22 protein-coding genes are annotated in these 26,424 nt (G+C 72.1%); 8 read left to right on the top strand and 14 right to left on the bottom strand.

Annotation, left to right across the window (positions count from 1 at the left end; all coding sequences use genetic code 11):
* Positions 1-356 precede the first annotated feature (356 nt).
* Positions 357-761, bottom strand: coding sequence for a cobalamin B12-binding domain-containing protein (locus tag ACGF4F_RS14720; RefSeq protein ID WP_357437971.1), 405 nt, complete (start codon positions 759-761; stop codon positions 357-359).
* A 475-nt stretch (positions 762-1,236) separates the two neighbouring features.
* Here ACGF4F_RS14720 and ACGF4F_RS14725 point away from each other — a divergent pair, with 475 nt between their 5' ends.
* Both ACGF4F_RS14725 and ACGF4F_RS14730 read left to right on the top strand, forming a co-directional pair.
* On the top strand, positions 1,237-1,950 hold the full coding sequence (locus ACGF4F_RS14725; protein ID WP_357437973.1) for a M23 family metallopeptidase: 714 nt from the start codon (positions 1,237-1,239) through the stop codon (positions 1,948-1,950).
* A 253-nt stretch (positions 1,951-2,203) separates the two neighbouring features.
* Positions 2,204-2,989, top strand: a complete 786-nt coding sequence (locus ACGF4F_RS14730; RefSeq protein ID WP_357437976.1) for a M23 family metallopeptidase — start codon at positions 2,204-2,206, stop codon at positions 2,987-2,989.
* 55 nt (positions 2,990-3,044) lie between these two features.
* On the opposite strand, the gene pcrA is transcribed toward ACGF4F_RS14730, so the two are convergent.
* Positions 3,045-5,444: a DNA helicase PcrA gene (pcrA, locus tag ACGF4F_RS14735; protein WP_073834837.1), complete on the bottom strand. Its 2,400-nt coding sequence runs from the start codon at positions 5,442-5,444 to the stop codon at positions 3,045-3,047.
* A gap of 295 nt (positions 5,445-5,739) precedes the next feature.
* Here pcrA and ACGF4F_RS14740 point away from each other — a divergent pair, with 295 nt between their 5' ends.
* Positions 5,740-6,093: a chorismate mutase gene (locus ACGF4F_RS14740; RefSeq protein ID WP_357437978.1), complete on the top strand. Its 354-nt coding sequence runs from the start codon at positions 5,740-5,742 to the stop codon at positions 6,091-6,093.
* A gap of 175 nt (positions 6,094-6,268) precedes the next feature.
* Here ACGF4F_RS14740 and ACGF4F_RS14745 read toward each other — a convergent pair whose 3' ends face one another.
* The 5 genes from ACGF4F_RS14745 to ACGF4F_RS14765 form a co-directional block, all read right to left on the bottom strand.
* Positions 6,269-7,285, bottom strand: a complete 1,017-nt coding sequence (locus ACGF4F_RS14745) for a dipeptide ABC transporter ATP-binding protein (RefSeq protein WP_357437980.1) — start codon at positions 7,283-7,285, stop codon at positions 6,269-6,271.
* Positions 7,278-8,306: an ABC transporter ATP-binding protein gene (locus ACGF4F_RS14750; protein ID WP_073834959.1), complete on the bottom strand. Its 1,029-nt coding sequence runs from the start codon at positions 8,304-8,306 to the stop codon at positions 7,278-7,280. The genes ACGF4F_RS14745 and ACGF4F_RS14750 overlap by 8 nt, the downstream gene beginning before the upstream one ends.
* A 24-nt stretch (positions 8,307-8,330) precedes the next feature.
* On the bottom strand, positions 8,331-9,311 hold the full coding sequence (locus ACGF4F_RS14755; protein WP_357437983.1) for an ABC transporter permease: 981 nt from the start codon (positions 9,309-9,311) through the stop codon (positions 8,331-8,333).
* Positions 9,304-10,230, bottom strand: a complete 927-nt coding sequence (locus ACGF4F_RS14760) for an ABC transporter permease (RefSeq protein WP_357437986.1) — start codon at positions 10,228-10,230, stop codon at positions 9,304-9,306. The genes ACGF4F_RS14755 and ACGF4F_RS14760 overlap by 8 nt, the downstream gene beginning before the upstream one ends.
* Positions 10,231-10,377: 147 nt before the next feature.
* Positions 10,378-12,018 carry an ABC transporter substrate-binding protein gene (locus ACGF4F_RS14765; RefSeq protein WP_357437988.1) on the bottom strand — a complete coding sequence of 547 codons (1,641 nt, stop codon included), beginning with the start codon at positions 12,016-12,018 and terminating at the stop codon, positions 10,378-10,380.
* Between the two features lie 431 nt (positions 12,019-12,449).
* Between ACGF4F_RS14765 and ACGF4F_RS14770 the strand changes: the two genes are divergently transcribed.
* Complete coding sequence (locus tag ACGF4F_RS14770; protein WP_357437991.1) at positions 12,450-13,184, top strand: PIG-L deacetylase family protein; 735 nt, start codon at positions 12,450-12,452, stop codon at positions 13,182-13,184.
* A 79-nt stretch (positions 13,185-13,263) separates the two neighbouring features.
* Here ACGF4F_RS14770 and ACGF4F_RS14775 read toward each other — a convergent pair whose 3' ends face one another.
* Positions 13,264-13,944 carry a response regulator transcription factor gene (locus ACGF4F_RS14775; RefSeq protein ID WP_073834844.1) on the bottom strand — a complete coding sequence of 227 codons (681 nt, stop codon included), beginning with the start codon at positions 13,942-13,944 and terminating at the stop codon, positions 13,264-13,266.
* Between the two features lie 2 nt (positions 13,945-13,946).
* Positions 13,947-15,200 carry a PspC domain-containing protein gene (locus tag ACGF4F_RS14780; RefSeq protein ID WP_357438518.1) on the bottom strand — a complete coding sequence of 418 codons (1,254 nt, stop codon included), beginning with the start codon at positions 15,198-15,200 and terminating at the stop codon, positions 13,947-13,949.
* 168 nt (positions 15,201-15,368) lie between these two features.
* Between ACGF4F_RS14780 and ACGF4F_RS14785 the strand changes: the two genes are divergently transcribed.
* The 3 genes from ACGF4F_RS14785 to ACGF4F_RS14795 all read left to right on the top strand — a co-directional run bounded on the left by ACGF4F_RS14785 (position 15,369) and on the right by ACGF4F_RS14795 (position 19,123).
* Positions 15,369-17,105 carry a PspC domain-containing protein gene (locus ACGF4F_RS14785; protein ID WP_357437995.1) on the top strand — a complete coding sequence of 579 codons (1,737 nt, stop codon included), beginning with the start codon at positions 15,369-15,371 and terminating at the stop codon, positions 17,103-17,105.
* Positions 17,102-17,683, top strand: a complete 582-nt coding sequence (locus ACGF4F_RS14790; protein WP_393077741.1) for a hypothetical protein — start codon at positions 17,102-17,104, stop codon at positions 17,681-17,683. Before ACGF4F_RS14785 ends, ACGF4F_RS14790 begins: the two co-directional genes overlap by 4 nt.
* A 192-nt stretch (positions 17,684-17,875) precedes the next feature.
* Entirely contained in the window at positions 17,876-19,123 is a 1,248-nt protein-coding gene (locus ACGF4F_RS14795) for a phosphatidylserine decarboxylase (protein ID WP_357437997.1), read from the top strand.
* A 61-nt stretch (positions 19,124-19,184) separates the two neighbouring features.
* On the opposite strand, the gene ACGF4F_RS14800 is transcribed toward ACGF4F_RS14795, so the two are convergent.
* From ACGF4F_RS14800 to ACGF4F_RS14810, 3 genes are all read right to left on the bottom strand, one after another.
* The gene (locus tag ACGF4F_RS14800; protein WP_357438000.1) at positions 19,185-20,096 is read right to left on the bottom strand and encodes a CDP-alcohol phosphatidyltransferase family protein; all 912 of its coding nucleotides are present in this window, start codon (positions 20,094-20,096) and stop codon (positions 19,185-19,187) included.
* Positions 20,097-20,440: 344 nt separating this feature from the next.
* Positions 20,441-21,355 (bottom strand): NUDIX hydrolase, encoded by a 915-nt coding sequence (locus ACGF4F_RS14805; protein WP_357438003.1) that lies wholly within the window; start codon positions 21,353-21,355, stop codon positions 20,441-20,443.
* A 127-nt stretch (positions 21,356-21,482) separates the two neighbouring features.
* Entirely contained in the window at positions 21,483-22,430 is a 948-nt protein-coding gene (locus tag ACGF4F_RS14810) for an NUDIX domain-containing protein (RefSeq protein ID WP_357438006.1), read from the bottom strand.
* A 144-nt stretch (positions 22,431-22,574) separates the two neighbouring features.
* Here ACGF4F_RS14810 and ACGF4F_RS14815 point away from each other — a divergent pair, with 144 nt between their 5' ends.
* Positions 22,575-22,991, top strand: coding sequence for a PspC domain-containing protein (locus ACGF4F_RS14815; protein WP_357438009.1), 417 nt, complete (start codon positions 22,575-22,577; stop codon positions 22,989-22,991).
* Positions 22,992-22,998: 7 nt separating this feature from the next.
* On the opposite strand, the gene guaA is transcribed toward ACGF4F_RS14815, so the two are convergent.
* Together guaA and ACGF4F_RS14825 are read right to left on the bottom strand one after the other, a co-directional pair.
* Positions 22,999-24,552 (bottom strand): glutamine-hydrolyzing GMP synthase, encoded by a 1,554-nt coding sequence (gene guaA / locus ACGF4F_RS14820; RefSeq protein ID WP_357438011.1) that lies wholly within the window; start codon positions 24,550-24,552, stop codon positions 22,999-23,001.
* A 92-nt stretch (positions 24,553-24,644) separates the two neighbouring features.
* Entirely contained in the window at positions 24,645-26,339 is a 1,695-nt protein-coding gene (locus ACGF4F_RS14825) for a GMC family oxidoreductase (RefSeq protein ID WP_357438014.1), read from the bottom strand.
* Positions 26,340-26,424 lie beyond the last annotated feature (85 nt).

Genomic DNA, 26,424 nt, shown 5'->3' on the forward strand with positions numbered 1-26,424 from the left:
TCCCCTACCGCATGGAGGCCGTACCGGGGCCGCTCCACCAACGACGGCGATCTGGTCGGGCGGACTCATTCCGGAGGGCGGGTCAGCCATCCGGGGGATTTACGGAAGAGGCGTAACCGCCCGGTGGGGGCGTCGTTGAGTCTGATGTCGGAGCGCTGGTACAGCGCGGCGACGGGAGCGGCCGATGCCCTGTCGGTCGAGGGGTGGCGGCGGGGCATCGTGCATAGAGGGGCCGGGCGTGTGAGGGGTGCGTCCGGCCCCTCCCCCCTGTCCGGAGTTCCCCGGTCGCGTCCGCCCGGCATTCTTCTTTACCGCCGCTCGCGCGGACGTCGATCGAGGACCGGGCGCGACCCGGGTCAGGCGACCGGCTGGGCGACGTTCTCCCGGACCCACTCGACGATCGACTGGGTGGTGGCGCCGGGGGTGAAGATCTTGGCGACGCCGAGCCGCTCCAGCTCGGGGATGTCGGCGTCCGGGATGATGCCGCCGCCGAAGACCACGATGTCGGCCGCTTCGCGCTCGGCGAGCAACTCCAGCACCCGCTTGAAGAGCGTCATGTGCGCGCCGGAGAGCACGGAGAGGCCGACCGCGTCGGCGTCCTCCTGGATGGCGGTCTCCACGATCTGCTCCGGGGTCTGGTGCAGCCCGGTGTAGATGACCTCCATGCCGGCGTCCCGCAGGGCACGCGCGACGACCTTCGCGCCCCGGTCGTGGCCGTCCAGGCCGGGCTTCGCGACGACGACCCGGATACGAGAGCTCATCAGGGCACACCTTTCACCGGCTACGGCACTGTCACCTGAACGAACGGTAACCCGCCCGGTCGGGTGCCGGGAACCCGGGCCGGCAGCGTTGGGGCCTGTCTCATACGACCGCGCCCGCATCAGGCGGATCCGACGTGCGGAACCCGGGCGGCAGTCACCTGGAGCACCGCGCCCACTACCGCGCGCCCCCGTACGCCCAAAGCCGGACGCCTCCGCCGAACGGTCACTGTCCGCGACGAACGGACAGTGATCGGGCCCTCCAACCGGCGGCACGAGACATGACAAGAGCGGATGTAAAGGGACAGAAAGAAACACTATTTCGGCGCTTTGGCTTGTGACCAGTGTGGCTGTTGGCTAACGTGTCCACGGTTGTCATCAGGTCCACGGACGGGTGACGACGCGGCCACCGGACGTTCGACGGAGCTTCATCGAACGGCTGGAGGTCGCATCGGATCCCCGACAACGGAGGGTGTGCGTGCGCCAGCGCCTGTCGTCTGAGCCCGATAGATATCGCGGTCGACGCCGCGTACCCACCCCCCCGCGGAGCCGCTACGCCGCGGTCGTGACGACCGCTTTCGTGGGAGCCGGCATCGTCGCCCTCGGCGCGAACGCCCTCCCGGACGCCAAGAGTGTCAGCCCGTCGGCCATCGACGAGCTCAAGCGGGCCTCGATCACCAGCGAGGACGTAGCGAGCCGCGCCGACAGTGCTGACGTGCCGACCCGCGCCGACCGCGGGCAGAGCAAGGCCGCGACCGAGCAGGACACCTGGCTGCTGCCCCTGCACGGATACGACTTCAACGCGCCCTACGGCGTGCGCTGGGGCAAGTTGCACACCGGCATCGACCTGGTCGCCCCGGAGGGCACGCCGTACACCGCGATCCACAGCGGCACGGTCACCAAGGCGGGCTGGTTCGGCGGCTACGGCTACGCGGTGATCGTCCAGCACCCGGACGGCAGCGAAGCCATCTACGGTCACTCCTCCGAGGTCAGCGTCAAGGAGGGCCAGCAGGTCAAGGCCGGCGACCAGCTCGGCCTGGTCGGCAACACCGGCCACTCCTACGGCTCCCACCTGCACCTGGAGATCCATGTCAACGGCCAGCCGCAGGACCCGGTGCCGTGGCTCATGAAGCGCGGAGTGGACATCCAGATGGAAATCGAGACAATCTACGCCGAGCCAGCCGCGTCCTGACGCTGCGCATCGTGCATTGACCGCCCGGATCGCAGGATCTGGGCGGTTTTTCGTTGGCGCAGAAGTTGGCTGGGTCACAGCGAGAAGTGTGAGCAGCGCCACGACCACGCATGATCCTTTTTTCCAGCAAATCGCACTGGAACGGGCTGAACCCGGACACGATCGATCACCAGTCCGACCCGGCCTCCCGGACCCAGTACCCGCCACGACCGGAGCCGACACCAGTATTTCGAGGTCACGTGCCCCTCGACTGATGAAGGTCCCCGTGCAGGAAGCCAGCTCCAGCCAGAACGAGAAAACCCCGGACGCCCCCGCCCGGCATCGGCGGCGCGCGAGCACGGGTCGCCGTGCCACCTACCTGGTCCTCGGCGCGGTCGCCCTGGTCGGCCTCGGCTTCGGCGGCGTCTCCGTCGCCACCACCGACCATGGCACCCCGGCACCGGCCGCCGTCGACTTCGACGCCCAGGCCCGCGCCGAGGACGCCGCCCGCGCCGACCGCTCCGTCCGCGAGTCGACCGCCCCGGTCACCCCGTCGGCCACCCCGGCCAGCCCCTCGCCGAGCCCGACTGCGGCCAGCCCCACGCCGACGAGGACGGCCACCGCCAAGCCGAAGCCGAAGAAGACGGTCCCGCCGAAGCCCGCCTGGGTCATCCCGATGAAGGGTGCCACGGTCACCTCCTGCTACGGGCCGCGGTGGGGCACCCTGCACGCCGGGATCGACTTCGCGATGCCCGCGGGCACCCCGATCCACGCGGCTGCGGCCGGCACCGTGGTCAAGGCCGGCGACGCCGGCGACGGGTACGGCAACTCGGTCTTCATCGACCACCGCAACGGCTACCTGACCCACTACGGGCACCAGAGCCGGCTGATCGTCAGCGTCGGCGACAAGGTGAGCGCCGGCCAGGTCATCGGCTACGAGGGCGCCACCGGCGACGCCACCGGCCCGCACCTGCACTTCGAGGTGCACCAGGGCGCCATGTGGAACCAGATCGACCCGGCGCCTTTCCTGCGCGCCCGGGGCATCGACGTGGCCTGCTGACGGCCACGGCACGAGGAGGGGCCCGGTCCGGCACCCGCCGGGCCGGGCCCCGCCGTCAGAGCTTGTCGATCGGGGCGTGCCGGAGCACCAGCCACATGGTCTGGTCGCCGAAGTCGATCTGCGCCCGGGCGCCCGGGCCGTGCCCCTCGACGGCCAGCACCCGGCCCAGCCCGTAGCGCTGGTGGTTGACCCGGTCCCCCACCGACACCTTCGGCGCCTGCCGCAGCTCGCTGGCCGTGGACAGCCGGCTGGCATCCACCCCGAGCCGCTTCGCGAGCTGGGTCGCCTTCGGCGTACCCCCGGTGAAGCCGCCCCGGCCGCCGGGCGCGCGGTCCGCGCGGCCGCCGACGCCGCCGCCACCGCCGGCCCACGAGGTGTACGAGGCCTCGAGGCGCTCCCAGCGGACCAGCTCCGGCGGCAGCTCCTCGAGGAAGCGCGACGCCGGGTTGTACGCCGGTGCCCCCCAGGCCGACCGGGTGACCGCCCGCGACAGGTAGAGGCGCTGCCGGGCCCGGGTGATGCCCACGTACGCCAGTCGCCGCTCCTCCTCCAGCTCCCGGTTGTCGCCGAGCGAGCGCAGGTGCGGGAAGACGCCGTCCTCCAGGCCGCTGAGGAAGACGACCGGGAATTCCAGGCCCTTCGCCGTGTGCAGCGTCATCAGGGTGACCACACCCTGGTGCTCGGGGTCGTCGGCGGGGACCTGGTCGGCGTCGGCGACCAGCGCCACCTGCTCCAGGAACCCGGCCACCGTGGCCCGCTCCTCCTCCTCGCCCAGCGCCTCGATCCGCTCGGTGTATTCGCGGGCGACGCTGACCAACTCCTGAAGGTTGTCCACCCGGCCGGCGTCCTGCGGATCCAGGCTCTCCTCCAGCTCGCTGAGGTAGCCCGAGCGGGTCAGCAGGGCCTCCAGCACGTCCTCGGGGGTGCCGGTCGCGGCCAGCTCGCGCGCCGAGTCGAGGAGCGCGACGAACTCGGCGATGCCGTTGGCGGCCCGGGTGGAGATCCCGGGTGCGTCCTTGGCCCGGCGCAGCGCCGCACCGAAAGAGATCCGGTCCCGGCTGGCCAGGGCCTCCACGCACGCCTCGGCCCGCTCGCCGATGCCCCGGCGCGGGGTGTTGAGGATCCGCCGCAGGCTGACCGTGTCGTCGTCGTTAACCACCGCGCGCAGGTAGGCCAGTGCGTCGCGGACCTCCTTGCGCTCGTAGAAGCGCACGCCACCGACCACCTTGTACGGCAGGCCGACCCGGATGAACACCTCCTCGAAAACCCGGGACATGGCGTTGGTGCGGTAGAAGACCGCCACGTCGCCGGGGCGGGTGTCACCCTGGTCGACCAGCCGGTCGATCTCCCGCGCCACCCAGTCGGCCTCGGCGTGCTCGGTGTCGGCCACGTAGCCGACGATCTGCTCGCCAGCGCCGGCGTCGCTCCACAGCCGCTTCGGCTTGCGGGAGGTGTTCCGGTCGATCACCGCGTTGGCGGCGTTGAGGATGGTCTGGGTGGAGCGGTAGTTCTGCTCCAGCAGGATCGTCCGGGCGTCGGTGAAGTCGCGCTCGAACTCGAGGATGTTGCGGATGGTCGCGCCCCGGAACGCGTAGATCGACTGGTCGGCGTCACCCACCACGCACAGCTCGGCCGGCGGGATCCCCTCGGTGCCGGAGACCAGCTCCTTGATCAGCACGTACTGGGCGTGGTTGGTGTCCTGGTACTCGTCCACCAGCACGTGCCGGAACCGGCGCCGGTAGCTCTCCGCGACGTGCGGGTGCGACTGGAGCAGGTGCACCGTGGTCATGATCAGGTCGTCGAAGTCCAGCGCGTGCGCCTCGCGCAACCGCCGCTGGTAGAGCGTGTAAGCCTCGGCCAGGGCCCGCTCATTGGGCCCCTTGGCCCGGGCGGCGAACGCCTCCGGGTCGACCAGCTCGTTCTTCAGGTTGGAGACCTGGGCCGCCAGGCCGCGCGCCGGGTAGCGCTTCGGGTCCAGGTCCAGCTCGCGGGCGACGAGCTGCATCAACCGGCGCGAGTCGTCCGCGTCGTAGATCGAGAAGGTGGACTTGAGCCCGGCGTGCTCGTGCTCGGCGCGCAGGATCCGGACGCAGGCCGAGTGGAAGGTCGACACCCACATCAACCGGGCGCGTGGGCCGACCAGGGCGGCCACCCGCTCCTTCATCTCGCCGGCGGCCTTGTTGGTGAAGGTGATCGCGATGATCTCGCCCGGGTGCACGTCCCGCGCGGCGAGCAGGTACGCGATCCGGTTCGTCAGCACCCGGGTCTTGCCGGAGCCGGCGCCGGCCACGATCAGCAGTGGGGAACCGGCGTGGGTGACCGCGTCCCGTTGGGGACCGTTCAACCCGTCGAGGAGTGCCTGCGGGTCCGGCCGGACGGCCCCGGGCCGGCGCGACGGGGCCGGGCGGGACTCCGGCGCGGGCGGGGGCGCGGGAATGTCGAAGAGAGGATGCATCGCACGGCGAGTCTATGCCGCCCGGCGGACACTTCCCGCCCACGCCGGCCCGGACGAGACGAAGCCGCCAGTGCCCCGTCCCATCTGTTGGCGGGTTTCCTTGCGCGCCGGGCCCGCCGGTCGGCATACTCGACGACGTGTTCGGTCAGCGCTTCTACTTTTACTACGGCACCGGGAGTCCGGCAGCCGTAGGTCGCGCCTGATCACAGACCTGCGAAAGCCCCGGGCTCCTGGAGCCCGGGGCTTTTTCGTCCCGGGATCCGGGCACCGGGCCCGAGACCCGAAGGGTACGACGATGATGACTGACGTGGTGGAGTCCAGCGGCAGCCCGGCGCGACACGACCGGACCGGCGACACCGACCCGACCGGGGCCGCTGCGGCGCGGACCGGCACCGACGACTCGGCGGCCGCCGAGCGGATCGTGGCCATCCGCGAACGGATCGACGAGATCGACCGCACGATCATCGCCCTCTGGCAGGAGCGGGCCGCGCTGTCGCAGGAGGTCGGGGCCACCCGGATGGCCTCCGGCGGCACCCGCCTCGTGCTGTCCCGGGAGCGGGAGATCCTGGAGCGGTTCCGGGAGGCGCTCGGCGCGGACGGCACCCAACTCGCGCTGCTGCTGCTCCGCGCCGGCCGTGGCCCGCTGTGAGGAGCTCGGACGGCGGCTTCAGGTCGTGGCGCGGCGAAAGACCGGCCTTCATTCGGTCCGAAGCGCCGCCCAGCGGCGCGGAGGCCGAATTATGGCCGCCAGCCGAGCTGGAGTCGCCGGACATGACGAACCGCCTGCCGGCGTCGAGCTGACGCCGGCAGGCGGTCCGGATCGATCAGGCCACCTCGTGGGCGGGCACGATCTCCCGCCGCTCGGCGAAGTGGCAGGCGCTCGGGTGATCCGAGCCGGGGCGGATCTGGAGCAGCGGCACCTCCTGGGCGCAGAGGTCCTGCGCCTTCCAGCACCGGGTGCGGAACCGGCAGCCCGAGGGCGGGCTGATCGGCGAGGGGACGTCACCGGTGAGCCGGATGATCGCCTTGTTGTCCCGCAGCGTCGGGTCCGGCACCGGCACCGCCGACAGCAGCGCCTGGGTGTACGGGTGGGTCGGCCGCTCGTAGATCTCGTCCTCGGTGCCGATCTCCACCATCTTGCCCAGGTACATCACGGCGACCCGGTCGGAGAGGTGACGCACGACCGACAGGTCGTGGGCGATGAAGACGTACGACAGACCGAACTCGGCCTGGAGCTTCTCCAGCAGGTTCATCACCTGCGCCTGGATCGACACGTCCAGGGCCGACACCGGCTCGTCGCAGACGATGACCTCGGGCCGCAGGGCGAGCGCCCGGGCGATGCCGATGCGCTGCCGCTGACCGCCGGAGAACTGGTGCGGGTACCGGTTGATGTGCTCCGGGTTCAGGCCGACCAGGTCGAGCAGCTCCTTGACCTTGGTCCGGCGGCTGCCGCGCGGGGCCACCTCGGGGTGGATCTCGAACGGCTCGCCGATCAGGTCACCGACCGTCATCCGCGGGTTCAGCGAGGTGTACGGGTCCTGCATCACCAGCTGGATCTGCCGGCGCAGGCGCCGCAGTGCGCCACCGGACAGCTTGGAGATGTCCTGCCCCTTGTAGAGCACCTGGCCGCTGGTCGGCCGCTCCAGGTTCATCAGGACCCGGGCGAGCGTCGACTTGCCGCAGCCGGACTCGCCCACCACGCCCAGGGTCTCGCCGGCCTTCAGGTCGAAGGAGACGCCGTCGACCGCCTTGACCTGACCGATGGTCTTCTTGAACACGATGCCCCGGGTCACGGGGTAGTGCTTGACCAGGTCACGGACCTCGATGATGTTCTCAGTCACGGTTCACGAGCTCCTCGGCGAAGTGGCAGGCGCTGGCCCGGCCGCTGCCGATCTGCAGCAGCGGGGGCAACTTCTCCCGGCACACCGGCTGCGCCATGGGGCAGCGCGGGTTGAACGGGCAGCCCGACGGGATGTTCATCAGGTTCGGCGGGAGGCCCTTGATGGTGCGGAGCTCCTGCCCCTTCTCGTCCAGCCGGGGGATCGAGTTGAGCAGGCCGAGGGTGTACGGGTGCGCCGGCTTGGCGTACAGGTCGTACACGTTGGCTTCCTCGACGATCCGGCCGGCGTACATCACCGCGATCCGGTCCGCGACGTCGGCGACCACGCCGAGGTCGTGGGTGATCAGGATCATGCCCATCTGCCGCTCCCGCTGGAGCTCGCCGAGCAGGTCCATGATCTGGGCCTGCACGGTCACGTCCAGCGCGGTGGTCGGCTCGTCGGCGATCAGCACCTCCGGGTCCAGCGCCAGCGACATCGCGATCATGGCGCGCTGCCGCATGCCGCCGGAGAACTGGTGCGGGTAGTTGCTGAACCGGCCCTTGGCGTTCGGGATCTTCACCTGGTCGAGCATCTCGATCGCGCGCTTCTTGGCGTCCGAGCGGCTCATGCCGCGCCGGACGCGGAACTGCTCGGCGATCTGGAACCCGACGGTGAAAACCGGGTTGAGGGCGGAGAGCGAGTCCTGGAAGATCATCGCAATGCCCTCGCCCCGGATCCTTCGCCGCTGCTCGGCGGACATCTTGAGCATGTCCTTGCCGTGGAAACGGACCTGGCCACCGGTGACGAAGCCGGGCGGAGTGTCGAGGATGCCCATGATGGTCTGCGCGGTGACGCTCTTGCCGGAGCCGGACTCGCCGAGCACGGCGAGGGTCTCCCCCGCGTCGACGTGGTACGTCACCCCGTTGATGACCTTGGCGACGCCGTCCCGCGTGCGGAACTCGACCCGCAGGTCGTCAACCTCGAGCAGGCGGCCCGAGGGGCGGCCGGATCCGTCGGCGCCCGGCGCGGACTGCTCGGACACGAGAATGTCGGACAACTGAATCCCCTATCGGAGCTTCGGGTCGAGGGCCTCGCGGACCGCCTCGCCGAGCATGACGAAGCTCAGCACGGCGGTGACGAGGAACGCGGCGGGGAAGAACAGCAGGTAGGGCGAGACCCGGATGTAGTTCTGCGCCTCGCTGATCATGATGCCCCAGGACACGACGGGCGTCTTCAGGCCGATGCCCAGGAAGGACAGGGTGGCCTCGGCGCCGATGAAAGAGCCGACCATGATCGTCCCGTACACCAGCAGCGGGGCGAGGCAGTTCGGCAGCAGGTGCTTGAGGATGATCCGGCCGGTGCCGGCGCCCAGCGCCCGGGCCGCGACGATGTAGTCGGCCTCCTTGGTGGCCAGCACCGAGGAGCGCATCAGCCGCATCACGACCGGCCAGCTCAGCACGGTCAGCGACATGATGACCAGACCCATGATCGTCCACTCGTTGTTGTCCGAGCCCGAGCCGTTGAAGGTGGTCAGGATGACGATCGAGCCGAGCACGAACGGCAGGCCGAAGAAGATGTCCGCGATCCGGGAGAGCAACGCGTCCACCCAGCCGCCGCGGTAGCCGGCGATGATGCCCATGGTGCCGCCGATCAGCAGCGTGCCGATCACGGAGAGCAGCGCCACCATGATCGAGGCGCGGGCGCCGTAGATGGTCCGGGCGAAGACGTCCCGGCCCTGCACGTCGTAGCCGAACCAGGCGTCGGCCGAGGGCTTCACCTGGCTGCGGGCCAGCGCGCCGTTCACCGCGTCGCCGGAGGTGAACAGCGACGGGAAGGCCGCCATCAGCACGAAGATCACGATGAGCGTGGCGGAGATCCAGAACAACGGCTTGCGGCGCAGGTCGATCCAGGCATCACCGAGCAGACCGCGTGGCTTCTGCTGCTTCTGCGCGCTCTCCGGGAGCCCGGCGTTGGCCGGGGCGCTGGCCTCGGACGGCTGCTCGGGGCGGGGGGTGCTGACAAGCGATGCGGCGCTCGGGTCACTCATAGCGAATCCTCGGGTCCAGGGCGGCGTAGAGCAGGTCCACCAGCAGGTTCATCACCAGATACACGACGACCAGCACCACCACGATGCCGACAACGGTAGCGCTCTCCTTGGTGACGATGGCGCGCAGCACCTGACGGCCGATGCCGTTGATGCCGAAGATGCCCTCCGTGATGATGGCGCCACCCATCAACGCGCCGAGGTCGGTGCCGAGCAGGGTGACGACCGGGATGAGCGAGTTGCGCAGCAGGTGCACGCCGACCACCCGGCGCATGGGCAGGCCCTTGGCGATGGCGGTACGGACGTAGTCGGCACGCCGGTTCTCGGCGATGCTGGTGCGCGCCACCCGGGCGACGTACGCCGTCGAGGCGCTGCCCAGGACGAAGCCGGGCAGGAGCAACTCGGTGATCCGCATCTCGCTGGAGACGGTGGGGTGGACGATGTGCCAGTTGACGCCCAGGAGCCACTGGAGCACGAAGCCGATGACGAAGACCGGCAGGGCGATCAGGAAGAGGGTGGAGACCAGGACCAGGTTGTCCAGGAACCCGTTGCGCCGGAGACCGGTCAGCACGCCCGCGCCGAGGCCGATGACGGCCTCGATGGCCAGCGCCACCACCGCCAGCTTCAGCGTGTTGGGGTACGACGTCAGGATGATGTCGCTGATTTCCCGGCCGCCGAAGGTGATGCCGAAGTCACCCTGGAACAGGTTCTTCATGTAGCTGGCGTACTGCAACCAGATCGAGTCGTCGAGGTGGTACTTCGCGGTCATGACCGCTCGGAAGTTCTCCGGGCAGCCCCGGTCGCCGCACTTGCCGGCGAACGGGTCGCCGGGCACCGACCAGACGAGCCAGTAGATCAGGAATGTCGTGCCGATGAACACCGGCACGAGTTGCAGCAGCCGTCTCAAGAGATAACGGCCCATGGGGTGGTCCTCCAGACAAGGGGCGCGTCGGATCGGCCGACACGGGTGGCGACAACGTGCGAGGGGTTTGTTGTACACCCCCTCGCGGAACGGCCCCGGGTCGGGCTCACCGGTAGGCGAGCCCGACCCGGGGTCAGACCGTTCGGATCAGAGCTCGACCGAGGTGATGTCGAGCTCGCCGACGTTGGTCAGCTCCATCTTCTTGATCTTCTCCGAGTGGCCGGACTGCTGGCCACCGAAGTAGATCGGCATGGACGGGACGTCCTCGTCGATGAGCTTGACGGCCTCAGCGAACTTCTTGTGCGACTCCTCGAGGCTGGGGGCCGCGGAGGCCTCCTTGGCGAGGGCGTTCACCTGGTCGTTGCTGTACAGACCGTCGTTCGAGGAGCCACCCTTCACGTAGAGCGGGTTGATCCAGTTCTCCACGTCCGGGTAGTCCTGCTGCCAACCGGCCCGGTAGGCGCCGTCCATCTTGTGGGCGTTGATGTTCGCCCGGAAGACCGCGAAGGTCGGCACACCGACGGCGACGGCGTCGATACCCAGGTTGGTCTTGACCTGCTGGGCGACGGCCTCCATCCACTCCTTGTGGCTGGCGTCGGCGTTGTAGTACATCTTCAGCTGCCCGGTGAAGCCACCGGCCTCGGTGAGGAGCTGCTTGGCCTGCGTCGGGTCGAACTTGCAGGCGGTGCAGTTGCCCGGCTCGGCGCCCGGGGTCAGCGGGTTGGCCCAGCTGTCGGCCGGCTTGCGGTTACCGAAGAAGATCTTGTCGGTGATCTCCTGCCGGTTGATCGACAGCGAGATCGCCTTGCGCAGCTTCGGGTTCTTGAACCGCGCGTCGTAGATCGGGAAGGCGATGATGCCCGTCGACGGGGTGGTGGAAGCGATGGCCCGGTCGCCCAGGTCGGTCTTCCACTTGTCACCGGCCAGCGACGAGACCGGGACCTGCTGCTGGAAGTCCAGGTTACCCGAGACCAGGTCGGCGTACGCCGCCGTGTCGTCCTGGTAGATCTTGACGGTGACGTCCTTGATCTTCATCTTGTCGCTCAGGCTGTAGTCGTCGAAGCGGGTGAGCTTGATGTCGACGTCGTCCTGCCACGAGACGAACTTGACCGGGCCGTTACCGATCGGCTTCTTGCCGAACTCCTCCGCCTTCTGGTTGAAGAAGGCGTCCGGCAGCGGCATGAAGGCGCTGTAGCCCAGCTTGGTCGGGAACACCGCGGTCGGCGCGGAGAGCGTGACCTCGAAGTTCCAGTCGTCGACGACCTTGAGGCCGGACATCTCCTTGACCGTCGGGGTCGGGGCCTTCTTCGGGCCGTCGCCGTCCGGGTCCTCCGGGTTCAGGTCCGAGTAGCCCTGGATGTCGGCGAAGAAGCTGGCGTTCTGCGCGCCGTTCGGGGCGTACGCCGCCCAGTTCCAGGCCTTGACGAAGCTCTCGGCCTTGACGGTGGTGCCGTCGTGGAACTTGGTGTTCTGCTTGATCTTGATCTTGAAGACCTTGGAGTCGCTCGTCTCGATCGACTCGGCGACCGCGTTCTGCGGCGCCCCACCGTTGTTGGGGTACTCGACCAGACCGGTCCACATCCAGTCGATGATCGCGCCGCCGCCGGTCTCGGTGGTGTTCGCCGGAACCAGGGGGTTCTCCGGCTGGGTGCCGTCGATGACGATGGCGCCGTCCTTGCTGGCGCTGGCGTCGCCACCGTTGTCGTTCCCGCTCGAGCAGCCGGACGCGACGAGCGCGAAAGCCGCGCCCACCGCGAGCGCGCCGCTCGCCCGCTTCGAGACTCTCATTCCGAGGGGCCTCCTCTTTCTAACCTGGTTCCGTCGTGGGTTTCACGCACGTCTTGGGGGGTGACACCAACCGCCGACCCGAACCACAGGCCGCCGGCTTACCGCAGAGGAAATCGGGACACCCCAGGGGTACCGATCCGCCGGGCACCGCACCCCCCGAGGACACCGCGCAGGGCCGACGGCCACATGCCGCCGCGCAGCGGCGGCGTCACGTGGTCGGCGGGCCCGACGAGTTGCCTCACACCCGGGGGTGAGGTGCTGCAACTGTGACACCCACCGGCCGCTTCCGTGAAGGTGCCGTTATCAAGACGTTAGTTGGCCGCCACGTTGCCGATACTTGAGAAAAGATCATGAAATCGACGTGCCGTACCGGTCTGAACAGGCAAAATCCGGCCACAACGGTCGAAGGGCGACGCGTAGTCTCGACGACTGTGAGCCTTCCTGCCTCCGCTTCGGTACTTCCCGACGTACGCCGGGCGCTGGCAGTTTTTGCCCATCCGGATGATGTCGACTTCGGCTGTGCGGCCACCATCGCCGGCTGGGTGGATGAGGGTATCGAAGTGGCGTACCTCATCGTCACCCGGGGGGACTCCGGCGGCTTCGACGACACCCCGCGCGCGGAACTGCCCGCCCGACGTGAGGCGGAGCAGCGGGCGGCGGCCGCTGCCGTCGGCGTACACCGGGTCGACTTCCTCGACGGCCACCCCGACGGCATCCTCTCCCCCAGCCCGGAGCTACGCCGCGACATCGCCGCCGGGATCCGCCGGTTCCGCCCGGACCGGGTGCTGACCAGCTCCCCGCTGCGCCGCTGGGAGCACCTCACCGGCCCGAGCCACCCCGACCACCTGGCCGTCGGCGAGGCCACCACCTGCGCCGTCTACCCCGACGCCCGCAACCGCTTCGCCTTTCCCGAGCTGATCGACGCGGGCCTGGAGCCGTGGGTGGTCCGGGAGATCTGGTACGCGGGCGGGCCGGCACCGGACCACGCCGTCGACGTCACCGACCGGGTGGACCGGAAGATCGCCGCGATGCGGGCGCACCACTCGCAGACCGCGCACCTGGACGTGGTGGCCTGGGTGCACGACCTGCTCGGCAGGATCGCCGGCGACGCCGGACTGCCCGCCGGCCGGCTGGCCGAGGCGTTCACCGTGCTGCGCACCGAGTGATCTGAACCGGTCACCGGCAGCCCGGACAGCCCGCGGCCCCGGCGCCACGAGGGCACCGGGGCCGGCCGGTCGGGGCGATTCAGACCAGGCGGCGGTCGGCCGCCCAGCGGGACAGCTCGTACCGGTTGGACATCTGCAGCTTGCGCAGCACGTTGGAGACGTGCGTCTCGACCGTCTTTATCGAGATGTACAGCTCCCGGGCGATCTCCTTGTACGCGTACCCCCGGGCCAGCAGCCGGAGCACCTCACGTTCGCGGTTGGTGAGCTGGTCCAGCTCCGGGTCGGCGACCGGCGCGTCCGGCCGGGCCGCGAACGCGTCCAGCACGAACCCGGCCAGCCGCGGGCTGAACACGGCGTCGCCGTCGGCCACCCGGCGGATCGCGTCGGTCAGCTCCTCCGGCGAAATGGTCTTGGTGACGTAGCCCCGGGCGCCCGCCCGGATCAGCCCGATCACGTCCTCCGCCGCATCGGACACACTCAACGCCAGGAACCGCACCTGCGGGTGGGTACGCCGCATCGCGTCCAGCACCGCCCGGCCGCCACCGTCGGGCATGTGCACGTCGAGCAGCACCACGTCGGGCTGGGTGGCGGCGATCCGGCTGACCGCCTCGGCCACCGTGCTGGCCTCACCCACCACCTCGACGCGCGCGCCGAGCTCGGCGCGTACGCCAGCCCGGAACATGGCGTGGTCGTCGACGAGGAACACCCGCAGCCGCCCGTCGCGGGGCTGCGCCTCCTCGACCGGTTCGTGCTCGGCCATGGTCACCTGTCCCTTTCCGTCGTGCCGTGCGAGCCGCTGATCGGCAGGATCAGCCGGACCTCGGTGCCTTCCCCGGGCGCGGAGCGGATCTCCGCCCGGCCCCCGTGCCGCTTCATCCGCCCGATGATCGAACCCCGGACGCCGTGCCGGTGATCCTCCACCGTATCCGGGTCGAAGCCCTTGCCCCGGTCCCGGACGAAGGCGCTGACCTGGTCCGGCTCCACCTCGGCGTAGAGCGACACCGTGCGTACCTCGGCGTGCCGGGCCGCGTTGACCAGCGCCTCCCGGGTGGCGGCGACCAGCGCGCCCACCCGCTCGTCGGTCTCCCGGTCGCCCACCACCACGACCTCGACCGTGATGGCGAAGGTGTCCTCCACCTCGGCGGCGGCCTGCTCCAGGGCGGCGGCGAAGCGCTCGGTCGGCGAGGCGGTCGGCTTGTAGAGCCAGTTCCGCAACGACCGCTCCTGGCCCCGGGCCAGCCGCTGCACGGTCTTGACGTCGCTGGCGTTGCGCTGGATGAGGGCCAGGGTGTGCAGCACCTGGTCGTGCACCATCGCGGCCAGCTCGGCCCGTTCCTGCTCCCGGATGCGCCCCTCCCGCTCGGAGCGGAGCTGGTTCCAGGTACGCCAGAGCACCGGGCCGGCCACCACGCCCACGCCGGCCAGCCCGACCAGCGCGAAGATCACGCCGTTGAGCACGGCGTCGAAGTTCTGCACCGGCGAGTAGACCGCCGCCACGCCGATGATGCCGACCGCGACGAGCACCCCGCCGCCGACGAAGCGGAGCACGAACGCCCGCCGGTCGCTCTCCTCCACCACCGCGCCCAGCCAGGGCACGGGCATCGACCCGCCCCCCTGCCGGCGGCGCTCCGGGGCGGACTGGTGCCAGATCACGCCGGCGCCCACCGCGATGATCGCGACCAGCCAGCCGGCGGTGCCGGCCGCGCCGACGGAGTGGAAGGCCATCATCTGGACCATCAGCACGCCGAGCCCGATCGCCACGAACGGCAGGAGCTGGGCGAGGTCGCGGCGGGGCGGGACGGCGGTGTCGCCGGGGCGCGGTGGCACCACCGCCCAGAAGGCGGCGTAGAGGAGCAGTCCGAGGCCGTTCAGCCCGAGCAGCACCATGAAGGCGATCCGGACGCGGAGCACGGAGACGCCGAGGTGCTCGGCGATGCCGGCGGCCACCCCCGCGGCCAACCGGTGCTCGGTGGCCCGGTAGAGCCGCGGTGGGGGCGGGGTCGTGGTGGTGCTGATCGGAGGCTCCCAGGTCGGGGACGGAGGCGGTGCCGGTCCGATCGTCACACGGCTGGCCGGCCCCCGACCACGGGGACGCCCCCGACATTCGGGGGCCGAGGATCTCAGGGTGGGGTCAGGGTCGGGTCCGGAGGACGCTCGGGCGACCAGGGCAGCAGGATCGAAGGCATGACCGACGACCCTGCCCGTCCGCCCCGGCCCGGGGCGGCACCATCGGACGGGCCACCGCCACCCCCGCCGCCGGGGCCGGCGGCCACCCCTGCCGATGCCCCGACACCGCCGCCGGCCGGATCCGCCGGCCCGCCGCCGGGCGCGGGTTCCGCGCCGTTCGCTGACGCGCCACCCCCGGGGTACGCCCCACCGCCCGGCACCGCCGGCTTCACCTCCCGGTACGGGCTGGTCCGCCCGCGGGACGGCCGCTACCTGGCCGGCGTCTGCGCCGCCATCGGCCGGGCCACCAACACCGACCCGGTGCTGTGGCGGGTGCTGCTCGCCGTGCTGGGCTTCTTCGGCGGCATCGGCATCCTGGTCTACGTCACCGCGTGGCTGATCATCCCCGGCGAGGGAGACACCGCCTCGCCGGTCGAGTCGATGCTCGGCCGGGGCCGGTCGAGCATGTCCCCGATCACCGTGATCGTGCTCAGCATCGCGGTCGCGGTCGGCTTCGGCTACGTCGTCACCAACGCGTTCCGGGCGATCCTCCTCGGCGCGGTGATCCTCATCGGCGGTGCGCTGCTGCTCAACCGGGACCAGCGCAACCCGCTGGGCCGGCAGCCGGCCACCGCCGCGCCCGGCACGCCACCGGGCCCGCCGGCCTGGCCCGCGCCCGGCGCCACCCCGCCGGCCGGTACGCCCGCCCCGGCCTGGTCCGGCTCCGCCACCGCCGGCCCGGCCGCGGCGCCGACGACCGGCGCGCCCGGCTGGCCGGCGAGCGCCCCGGCGAACCCGGGTGGCTGGGCGGCCACCACGGCGTCGCCGGCCTGGCCGGCGGCCGCACCCACCCGGACCGGTGACGAGCCGGTCGGCGGCACCCCGCCGGCTCCCGACGCCGGGTCCGCCCCGGAGGCCCCGGCCTGGTCCGACCCCGAGCGCACCGCCGCGCAGCCGGCCTGGCCGGGCGCGCCGACGACGGGTGCCCCGCTCGGGCAGCCGGTCTCCGTGCCGGCGCCGGTGGGCGCGCCGCTGCCGCCGGGCGGCTACCGGCCGCCGTTCGCGCCGCACGGCCCGTACGCCCAGGCGTACCCGCCGGCGCCGCCGGCCCCCGCACAGCCGGCGCGGCCACCGAAGCGGCCGAAGGAGCGCTCCGCGCTCGGCGCGGTCACCTTCTCACTGATCTTCCTGGCGCTGGGCGTGGTGACCGTGCTCGACCTGCTCGACGTCTTCACCGTCGGTGCGGCCGGCTACTTCGCCGCGGCGCTGGCCACCATCGGGATCGGGCTGCTGGTGGGCACCTGGTTCGGGCGGGCCCGCTGGCTGATCGCGCTCGGCCTGGTGACCGCGGCGGCGCTCGGCATCGCCACCGTCGCCGACTCCTACGACCGGATCCGCGGCATCGACGGCAACGTCACCTGGGCCCCGCCCAGCTACCGCGACCTGGCGGACCGCTACGAGAACAACTTCGGCGACGCGGTGCTCGACCTGCGGGCGGTGGACTTCGACAAGAAGGACACCCAGGTCACCGTGGAGGTCAACTTCGGCAAGGCGACGGTGGTCGTACCGCCGAACGTGGACGTCACCACGGTGGCCGACGTGAACGCCGGTAACGCCACCGTCTTCGGTCGGCAGACCGGCGGGGTCAACGGCCGCCAGTGGGAGACCACCGACCTCGGGCCGGACGGCCGCGGCGGGGGCACCCTGCGCCTGCTCGTCCACGTGAACGCCGGAGACCTGGAGGTGACCCGGTGAAGGCCCACCGCACCGACGTCGTGTCGTTCGCCTTCGGGCTGGTCTTCCTCGGCCTTTCCGTCTGGTGGCTGCTCGCCCGGATCCTCGGGCTGACCCTGCCCCCGGTGGGCTGGTTCCTGGCAGGCGGGCTCATCCTGATCGGGCTGCTCGGCCTGGTCGGCGCGCTGCGCTCCGGGCGGCACGCCGACAGCGGACCGGTCCACCAGCGACCCGAAGCGACGGCCGCCTCGTCCTATCTGGAGACCGCCCCGACCGGCGGAGCGCCCACCGCCCCCGAGGCCGACGAGTGGGCCACCGACGCGGTGGCCGACTGGCCGGTCCAGGCGCGGGAGGACCGGCCCGGCGGCGGCGAGCCGCACTGGTCGCCCACCACCCCCCCGGGCGACCCCGGCGACCTCGCCACCCGCGAGCTGCCCGCCGTCGAGCCGGCGGCCGGGGGAGGTCCCGGCGAGAGCGCGCCGGTGACCCGCGAACTGCCCGCGGTGGACGGTCCGGAGCAGCCAGGCGGGCGCGGTGCCTCGGCCGGTCCGGGCGCCGACGGGGCTACGGCCGACCGGTCGGAGCGGCCGCCGAGCTGACCACGACGGTGCAGGGCGGCGACGCTGCCGCCTATGCTGGCTGGTGGAGATCTCGCCTCCGCCGGCCGGCCCACCGCGTGACCGTCCCGGCCGCGGCCGGTGCCTCCGGTCGTCGGGGCCCGTCCCGACCGGCCAGGTCACCGTGGTGGTCCCGCCGCCGTCCGTCGCTACCTCGTCAGGAGCCCGTCCGACATGACCCAGTCCCCCGCCGTGCGCACCCCCGGTCCGTTCGGTGCGGTCGGCATCGGCGAGCGTGCCGCCCGTACCCTCGTCAGCGAACTCGCCCGGCGCAACGACCCGAAGGCCGGCCTGCTGGTCGGCGCGACCCCGGAGTCCGCGGTGCTGGCGGCGGCGATCGAGGCGCTGCTCCCCGGCGACCGGCTCACCGTGGTGCCGGCGGATGACTTCTCCGCCGCCGCGCTCCGCGAGCACGTGACGGCCCAGGGCCGCTGGGTCGCCGACCGGGTACGGGTGGCCGACACCCTCGCCGAGGCGGACGCCGCCGAGGTGGTCATCGCCGCCGAACCGTTCACCGGCAGCGCCGACGAGACCCGGGTGGCCGTCGACGGGCTGTCGAAGTACCTGACCGAGGGCGGGGTGCTGAGCGTGGCCGCGCCGGTCTTCCGTACCGAGGGCGCCGGGGCCGAGCTCGACCGGCAGGGTGTGCTGCACGGGGTCCGCGTCGACCTGGTGCTGCGCAACTCCCCGCCGGTACGCGTGCACCACCTCCGCTTCACCCCGGCGACCGCCGCGCTGGCCGCCAAGCTGTCGCCGGCGTACCGGCCGTCGAGCGTGCCGCTGACCCGGACCATGCACATCGACTCCAACGGCGTGGCGGCGGCCGGTATCAGCCTCGGCCTGGCCGCGCTGGCCCGGGTGGCCCGGCCGAAGTCGAAGCTCTGGCTGCTGCCGGCGCTGGCCGCCGCCCCGGTGGCCGCGTTCTTCCGGGACCCGGAGCGGGACGTTCCGGAGGACCCGTCGGCCGTGGTCGCCGCGGCGGACGGCCAGGTGCTCTCGGTGCAGCGGCTGCACGACGAGCGATTCGGTGACGGCGAGTGGCTGCGCGTCGCGGTCTTCCTGTCCGTGCTGGACGTGCACGTCAACCGGTCGCCGGTGGCCGGCAAGGTGATCGACTACTTCGTCGCGGACGGCGGGTTCGTCAACGCGATGAAGCCGGACGCCGAGCACAACGTGGCCGCGTACACGGTGCTGGACACCGAGCACGGCACCGTGGTGGTGGCGCAGCGTACCGGCCTGATCGCCCGGCGGATCGTGCAGCGGGCACCGGTCGGCGCGCTGCTGGCGAAGGGCGAGCGCTTCGGCCTGATCCGGTTCGGCTCGCGGACCGACGTCTACCTGCCGGCGGACGCGGCCGAGCCGCTGGTCGGCCCGGGCGACAAGGTGGTCGGCGGCGCCACCGTGATCGCCCGCTGGCGCTGATCCCGGATACGAAGAAAAGGGGCGCCGCTCGTCGCGGCGCCCCTTTTCGCGTCGGTACGGGTCAGGCGGCGCGGCGCTGGTGCAGCCAGAGCACCGGACCGCTGACCAGGTAGCCCACCACCACGAGGCCGAAGGTGAGCCGGATGTCGACCAGCGCGCCGATCACCGGGGCCAGCCAGAGCCACGGCGGCAGCTTCACCAGCCGGGCGAGCTTCGCGTACGGGAAGCTGGAGACCATGGCGAAGGCGAGCAGGGCCACCCCGCCGACCATCACCAGGCCGGAGACCGGCACCCCGATCGCCACGGTCAGGGCCAGCACGGCCGCCGCCATGGTGGTCGGTACGCCGCAGAAGAACCGGCCGTCCTTCGGCGAGACGTTGAACCGGGCGAGCCGGATCGCGGCGCACCCCGCGACCAGGGCGCAGGCGACCGCGGCGGCCGCGGCCGGGACCGAGCCGGCCAGCGAGGCGTAGACGACCACCGGGGCGGCGAGGCCGAACGAGCACATGTCGGCCAGCGAGTCCATCTGGGCGCCGAACGGGCTGGCCACGCCGAGCTTGCGGGCCAGCGCGCCGTCCAGGCCGTCGAACGCGACGCAGGCGATCAGGCAGAGCGCCGCCACCCGGACCTCGCCCCGCATGGCCAGGAAGATCGCCAGCATGCCGAGCATCAGGCTGCTCAGCGTGCAGGCGTTGACCAGGGCGAACTTGGCACGGCGGGCGGTGGTGCGGTCACCCGGCAGGAGCGGGATCGACATCCCCGGCGAGTCGTCGACCGGCGCGGCGGGGGCGAGTGCGGGGCTTACCGGCCGCACCGCCTCGACCTCCGGGTCGAACCGGCCGTAGCGGCGGCGCTGGCGGTCGGTCCAGCGGTGGTCGGGGGTGACCAGGTCGGCCGCGCTTGCGGCGGCGCCGTCCCGGCGGCCCACCCGGACCAGCAGCACCTGGCGGGCGAACGTGCTGCTGCGGCGCAACCGGCCCGCCCAGCGACGCCCTGCGGGGCGCGGACTGTCACTCGTACGACGCCGGCGCCATGGGGCTCTCGGCACGTTTCCTCCATCACCGGATCGGCTGAACCGCCGTGGGGGCGGGTGTCCGGCTGTCTCGTGCCGGACCCATTCTGGTCCGGCAGCCCGTTTGCGGAGTACACCATTGCACAGGCAAGTGGGGCTTGGCGATAGCTGCCGGCGGTACTTATAACTCCCTTAACCGCGCGGATCGCTCAGATCTTCCCATCTCGGGCGTCATCGCCCGTTTTCGTTCGCCAAGTACCCCCGACTGTACCGGAGGCCGCCCACCCCGAGCCGACGAGCGGGTGTCACCTGCGCCGATGTCCGGTTGCCCGGGCCGCCACGTCCGTCATCCGCAGGCCGCCCACCCGGTCCGGACCGAACCAGGCGGCGCGCGCGGTGGACCCGCCGGCCAGTTCTGTGACGACCGCCTCGGTCGGGGCGTCGACGCGTACCCGGTAGATCACCCGGACGCTGTGCCAGTCCATCGGCCGTCCCTCCGGGCCGAGCGCGGCGGGGTTGTGCAGGCTGTCCACCGCCAGCAGGTCGACCACCCGGCCGAGCTGGCCGGCCTCCTCCACCAGCTCGCGGAGCAGCCCGGCCGCCGGCTGCTCGCCGTGGTCGGTGCCACCGCCGGGCAGGTGCCACTTCCCGGCCCCCGGATACCCGTCGGCGATCATCGTGAGCAGCACCCGCCCGGCCGGGTCGGTGACCAGCCCGTACGCGGCGAAGCGCTGCCGGCGGTCGGCGGGTGCCGGGGCGGCCTGCCCGAGCGGCAGGGCCCGGGGTAACTCCGACGGCAGCGGCGTGACCGGCAGCCCGAGCAGCTCGGCGGTGAACGGCATGAGCGGCAGGGCCGCCGCCCCCGCGGACGTGTACCAGCCCAGCTCGTCGCTGCCCCCGGAGGGCTCCGGGCGAAGCGTCCCGCTCCGCGCCTCGACGTCGAAGACCAGCCGGTCGGTGTGCACGGTGACACCGGCGTCCCGGAAGGTGGCGACGTCTGCGACCGCGGCCCGCACCCCGGTCACGTCGACGGCCAGGCCGGTCTCCTCGGCGAACTCCCGCAACACCGCGTCGGCGGGGTGCTCGGCGTGCTCCAGCCCACCCCCGGGCAGCTGCCACACCCCGGGGTACGGACAGGCCGCGGACCCCCGCACGAGCAGCACCCGCCCGTCGGCGTCCCGCAACACCCCGTACGCCCCGATCCGCCGCCGTTCCTCCACCCCGCACCACTCCCGTCGCCGCCACCTGCGTCGATCATGAGGTTAGCGGCCTGGCGATGGACGTACCGCACCGTCAACCTCATGATCACCGAGGGCTGACGGGCCGGCGGGGGGGGGGGGGGGACGATCAGATGAGTTGGGCGGCCTGGACGGCCTCGGCGGTGACCTCGGTGAGGCGGTCGGTGGGGAGGGCACCCAACTCCTCGCGGCGGAACCAGCGGGCCTCGCAGGTGGAGCCGCCGATGTCGGCCACGGTGGGCGGGGCCGGTTGGTCGACGACCACCCGGTAGAAGGCGCGTACGCCGTGCCAGTCGATCGGGTAGCCCTCCGGGCCGAGCGAGGCCGCGTCCCGGTGGCTGGCGACGCCGAGGAGCTCGACCAGCCGGCCGGTCTGCCCGGTCTCCTCGACGAGCTCGCGGATCAGCGCGGCGCCCGGCTGCTCCCCGTAGTCGGTGCCGCCGCCGGGCAGGTGCCAGCAGCCGGCGCCCGGGTACCCGTCGGAGACCCGGGTGAGCAGCACCCGCTCCTCCGGGTCGGTCACCACGGCGTACGCGGCGAAGCGCTGCGCCCGGTGCAGCCCGTCCGGCCCGGGGACCGCGTAGAACGAGGGGAACTCGGGGACCTCCTCCGGGACGATGTCCCCGGTGGCGGAGGGCAGGCCCAGGGCCCGCGCGGTGAACGACCGCAGCGGCAGCTCCCTGGCCTCGTCGAGGGTGAACCAGCGGGCCAGGTCGGTCGGCCGGCCCTCCCGTGCGGTCAGCGTCCCGCCGCGCACCGAGACGGTGTAGAGCAGCCGGTCGGTGTGGATGGTGATGCCCCGCTCGGGCAGCGCCCGCATGTCGGCGATCACGTCCCGGAGGCCGGCGACGGCGACCGAGAGCCCGGTCTCGGCCGCGGTCTCCCGGACGACCGTGTGGTTGGGGTCCTCACCATGATCGACCGCCCCGCCGGGCAGGGACCAGGTGCCGGGGGTGCCGGAGCGGTCCGATGCGCGGACCAGCAACACTCGGTCGTCTGAATCAGCACAAACTGCGTATGCCGCGATCCTGCGGAGCGGCTCCAGCGAGGTGGTCACGGGACAAAATTCTCCCCCGCTACCGTTACGTCCATCGAAAAGAGTCAGATTCCTGACTCTTTGCTGGCGCCTCAGGGATCGGTCAGGGTAGGAGTCCGGGCGGTCACCGAGGTCGTCCGGCACACCGCGCGGGACCGTGGACGCATGACCTACCAGAGCACCCCTCACGCCCCGTACAAGCAGCTCCGTCGTCCCACCACCGACCGGATGGTCGCCGGCGTCGCGAGCGGCCTCGGCCGCTACTTCGCCGTCGATCCCACCCTGGTCCGGGTGGTCTTCGCCGTCGCCACCCTGCTCACCGGCGGGCTCGCCGCGCTGGCGTACCCGATCATGTGGTTCCTGATGCCGGAGGAGCCGGCGAGCGCCCCCGCCTGGCCGCACCCGGCGGGCACCGCGCCGGGCTGGCCGCCGGTCCCGCAGGCGACCGCCGCCCCCACCCACGCGGGGACGACGCCGCAGACCGCGCCCGCCCCGCCCGCGCCGCAGGCCGGGCCGACCCCGCCGGCCGGACCCACGCCGGAGCCGGCGCCCGGGACCGCTCCTCAGCCGCCGGCGGCCTGAGCCCGAATCACTCCCACTCGATGGTGCCCGGCGGCTTGCTGGTCACGTCCAGGACCACCCGGTTCACCTCGGCGACCTCGTTGGTGATCCGGGTGGAGATCCGGGCGATCACCTCGTAGGGCAGCCGGGACCAGTCCGCGGTCATCGCGTCCTCGCTGGAGACCGGGCGCAGCACCACGGGATGCCCGTACGTGCGCCCGTCACCCTGCACACCGACGCTGCGCACGTCGGCCAGCAGCACCACCGGGAACTGCCAGACGCCCCGGTCCAGCCCGGCGGCGGACAGCTCCTGCCGGGCGATCAGGTCGGCCTTGCGGAGCAGGGCAAGCCGCTCCTCGTCGACCGCGCCGATGATCCGGATGGCCAGGCCCGGGCCGGGGAACGGGTGCCGCCACACCATCGCCTCGGGCAGCCCCAGCTCCAGGCCGAGCGCCCGGACCTCGTCCTTGAACAGCGTGCGCAGCGGCTCGACCAGCGCGAACCTCAGATCCTCCGGCAGGCCGCCCACGTTGTGGTGGCTCTTGATGTTGGCGGTGCCGGTGCCACCGCCAGACTCCACCACGTCCGGGTAGAGCGTGCCCTGCACCAGGAACTCGACGTCGCCGTGCGCGGCGATCTCCCGGGCGGCGGCCTCGAAGACCCGGATGAACTCGCGGCCGATGATCTTGCGCTTCTGCTCGGGGTCGGTCACCCCGGCCAGTGCGCCCAGGAACCGCTCCCGGGCGTCGACCACCTTGAGCTTGATGCCGGTGGCCGCGACGTAGTCCTTCTCCACCTGCTCGGCCTCACCGGCCCGGAGCAGGCCGTGGTCGACGAAGACGCAGGTGAGCTGATCGCCGATGGCCTTGTGCACCAGCGCCGCGGCGACCGCGGAGTCGACGCCACCGCTCAGGGCGCAGAGGACCTCCTTGTCGCCAACCTGCTCCCGGATCCGGGCCACCTGGTCGTCGATGATGTTCTCGGGCGTCCAGGTCGGCTCGATCCCGGCGATGTCGTAGAGGAAGCGGGTGAGCATCTCCTGGCCGTGGGCGGTGTGCCCGACCTCCGGGTGGAACTGCACGCCGGCCCGCCGGCCGACCAGGTCCTCGAACGCGGCGACCGGCGCGCCGGCGGACTCGGCGGTGACCGTGAAACCGGTCGGCGCCTCGGTGACGCAGTCACCGTGGCTCATCCAGACCGGCAGGTCGTCCGGGAGATCGCGGAGCAGCACACCGGCCTCCGGGCGGGCGTGCAGCGGGGTGCCGCCGTACTCCCGGTTGCCGGTCCGCGCGACGGTGCCGCCCAGCGCCTGGGCCATCGCCTGGAAGCCGTAACAGATGCCGAAGACCGGGACCCCGGACTGGAACATGTCGGCGTCGACCTGGGGGGCGCCCGGCGCGTAGACGCTGGCCGGGCCGCCGGACAGGATGATCGCGGCCGGGTTCTTCGCCAGCATGTCGGCGACCGGCATGGAGTGCGGGACGATCTCCGAGTAGACCTTCGCCTCGCGTACGCGGCGCGCGATGAGCTGGGCGTACTGGGCTCCGAAGTCCACCACGAGGACGGGGCGAGGCGTGCTCATGTGCAGCAAGCCTACCGACAGTCACCGCCGGACCGGGCGCGGCCCGGCCGCGTCCCGCCGTGAGGTCGATGACAGCCCTCCGGGCGACCCCCTCAGCGCAGCGCGGCGGGGGCGTGCCCGGGGACGGCGGGCCGGTGCGGGGCGACCGGGTCGAGCCGCCGGTACGCCGACCCGAGCGGCGGCCGGGGGTCCGCCTCGCCCTTGTTCGGCCAGCACGACATGGCCCGCTCGGCCTGGGCGGTGATGGTCAGCGACGGGTTGACCCCCAGGTTCGCCGACACCGCCGCGCCGTCCACCACGTGCAGCCCAGGGTGGCCGTAGACCCGGTGGTACGGGTCGATCACCCCACGCTCCGGGGTGGCCCCGATCACCGCCCCGCCGAGGATGTGCGCGGTCATCGGAATGTTGAACGGCTCGGTGATCGCCCCGCCGGGCGTGCCGTCGATCTCCTCGGCGAGCAGCCGCACCGCCTGGTTGCCGGCCGGGATCCAGGTCGGGTTGGGTGCCCCGTGCCCGGGGCCGGAGACCAGCCGCCGACCGAACCACCCGCGCCGGACCCGGGTGGTGAGCGAGTTGTCGACCGACTGCATGACCAGGGCGATCACGGTCCGCTCGGACCAGCCGCGCACCGAGAGCAGCCGGGCCGCCAGCCGGGGCTGCCGGACGATGCTGCCCAGCCAGCGCCGGACCCGGTGCGGGCCGCCGTCGACCAGCAGCGACTGGAGCAGGCCCATCGCGTTCGAGCCCCGGCCGTAGCGGACCGGCTCGATGTGGGTCTGTGGGTCCGGGTGGAACGAACTGGTGATCGCCACCCCCTCGGTGAAGTCGAGCCCGCGCTGCCGGGCCTGCCGTGGGGCGACCGAGGCGCCCAGGATCGCCTCCGAGTTGGTCCGGGTCAGCTCGCCGAGGCGGGGTGAGAGCCCGGGGAGCGCACCAGTGGCCCGCATCTCGTGCAAGAGCCGCTGGGTGCCCAGCGCGCCCGCCGCGAAGACCACCTGGTCGGCGTGGATCACCTGGCGGCGCCGGCGCACCCAGGCGCCGGTGCGCACGGCGTGGACGTCGTACCCGCCGCCGGTGGCCGGCCGGACCGCGGTCACCGTGGTCAGCGGATGGACCTGGACGCCGAGCCGCTCGGCGAGCCACAGGTAGTTCTTGACCAGCGTGTTCTTCGCGCCGTGCCGGCAGCCGGTCATGCATTCGCCGCAGTGGCGGCAGCCCGTCCGGTCCGGCCCGGCCCCACCGAAGTACGGGTCGGGCACCCGCTCGCCGGGCCGGCCGAGGTGCACGCCCACCGGGGTGGCGTGGAAGGAGCGCCCCACCCCCATCCGCTCGGCCACCGCCCGCATCGCCTTGTCCGCGCCGGTGCGGACCGGGTACGTGGTGGCGCCGAGCATCCGCTTCGCCTGGTCGTAATGCCGGGCCAGCTCGTCCCGCCAGTCGGTGATGTCCCGCCACTGCGGGTCGGCGTAGAACGCGTCGAGGGGTTCGTAGAGGGTGTTCGCGTAGACCAGGGAGCCGCCACCCACCCCGGCTCCGGAGAGCACCAGGACCCCGCCACCGGCCTGCCGGTCGGCCGAGCGCAGCAGGTCGATCCGCTGGAGGCCGTAGCAGCCGAGCTTCGGCGCCCACAGGAAGCGCCGGACCCGCCAGGAGGTCTCCGGGAACTCCTCGTCCGCGAACCGCCGGCCGGCCTCCAGGACGCCGACGTGATAGCCCTTCTCGGCCAGGCGGAGCGCGGTGACGCTGCCCCCGAATCCGGACCCGACGACCACCACGTCGTACCGCATGAACGCATCATTACCGACGAGTAGCCATCGCGCCAGGGCCAGTTTTCGGAGATCATGCAGAGCGCTCGACGGGCCGGGAGCCGGG

The organism is Micromonospora sp. NPDC047740, from assembly GCF_043204735.1.
Lineage (GTDB): Bacteria > Actinomycetota > Actinomycetes > Mycobacteriales > Micromonosporaceae > Micromonospora.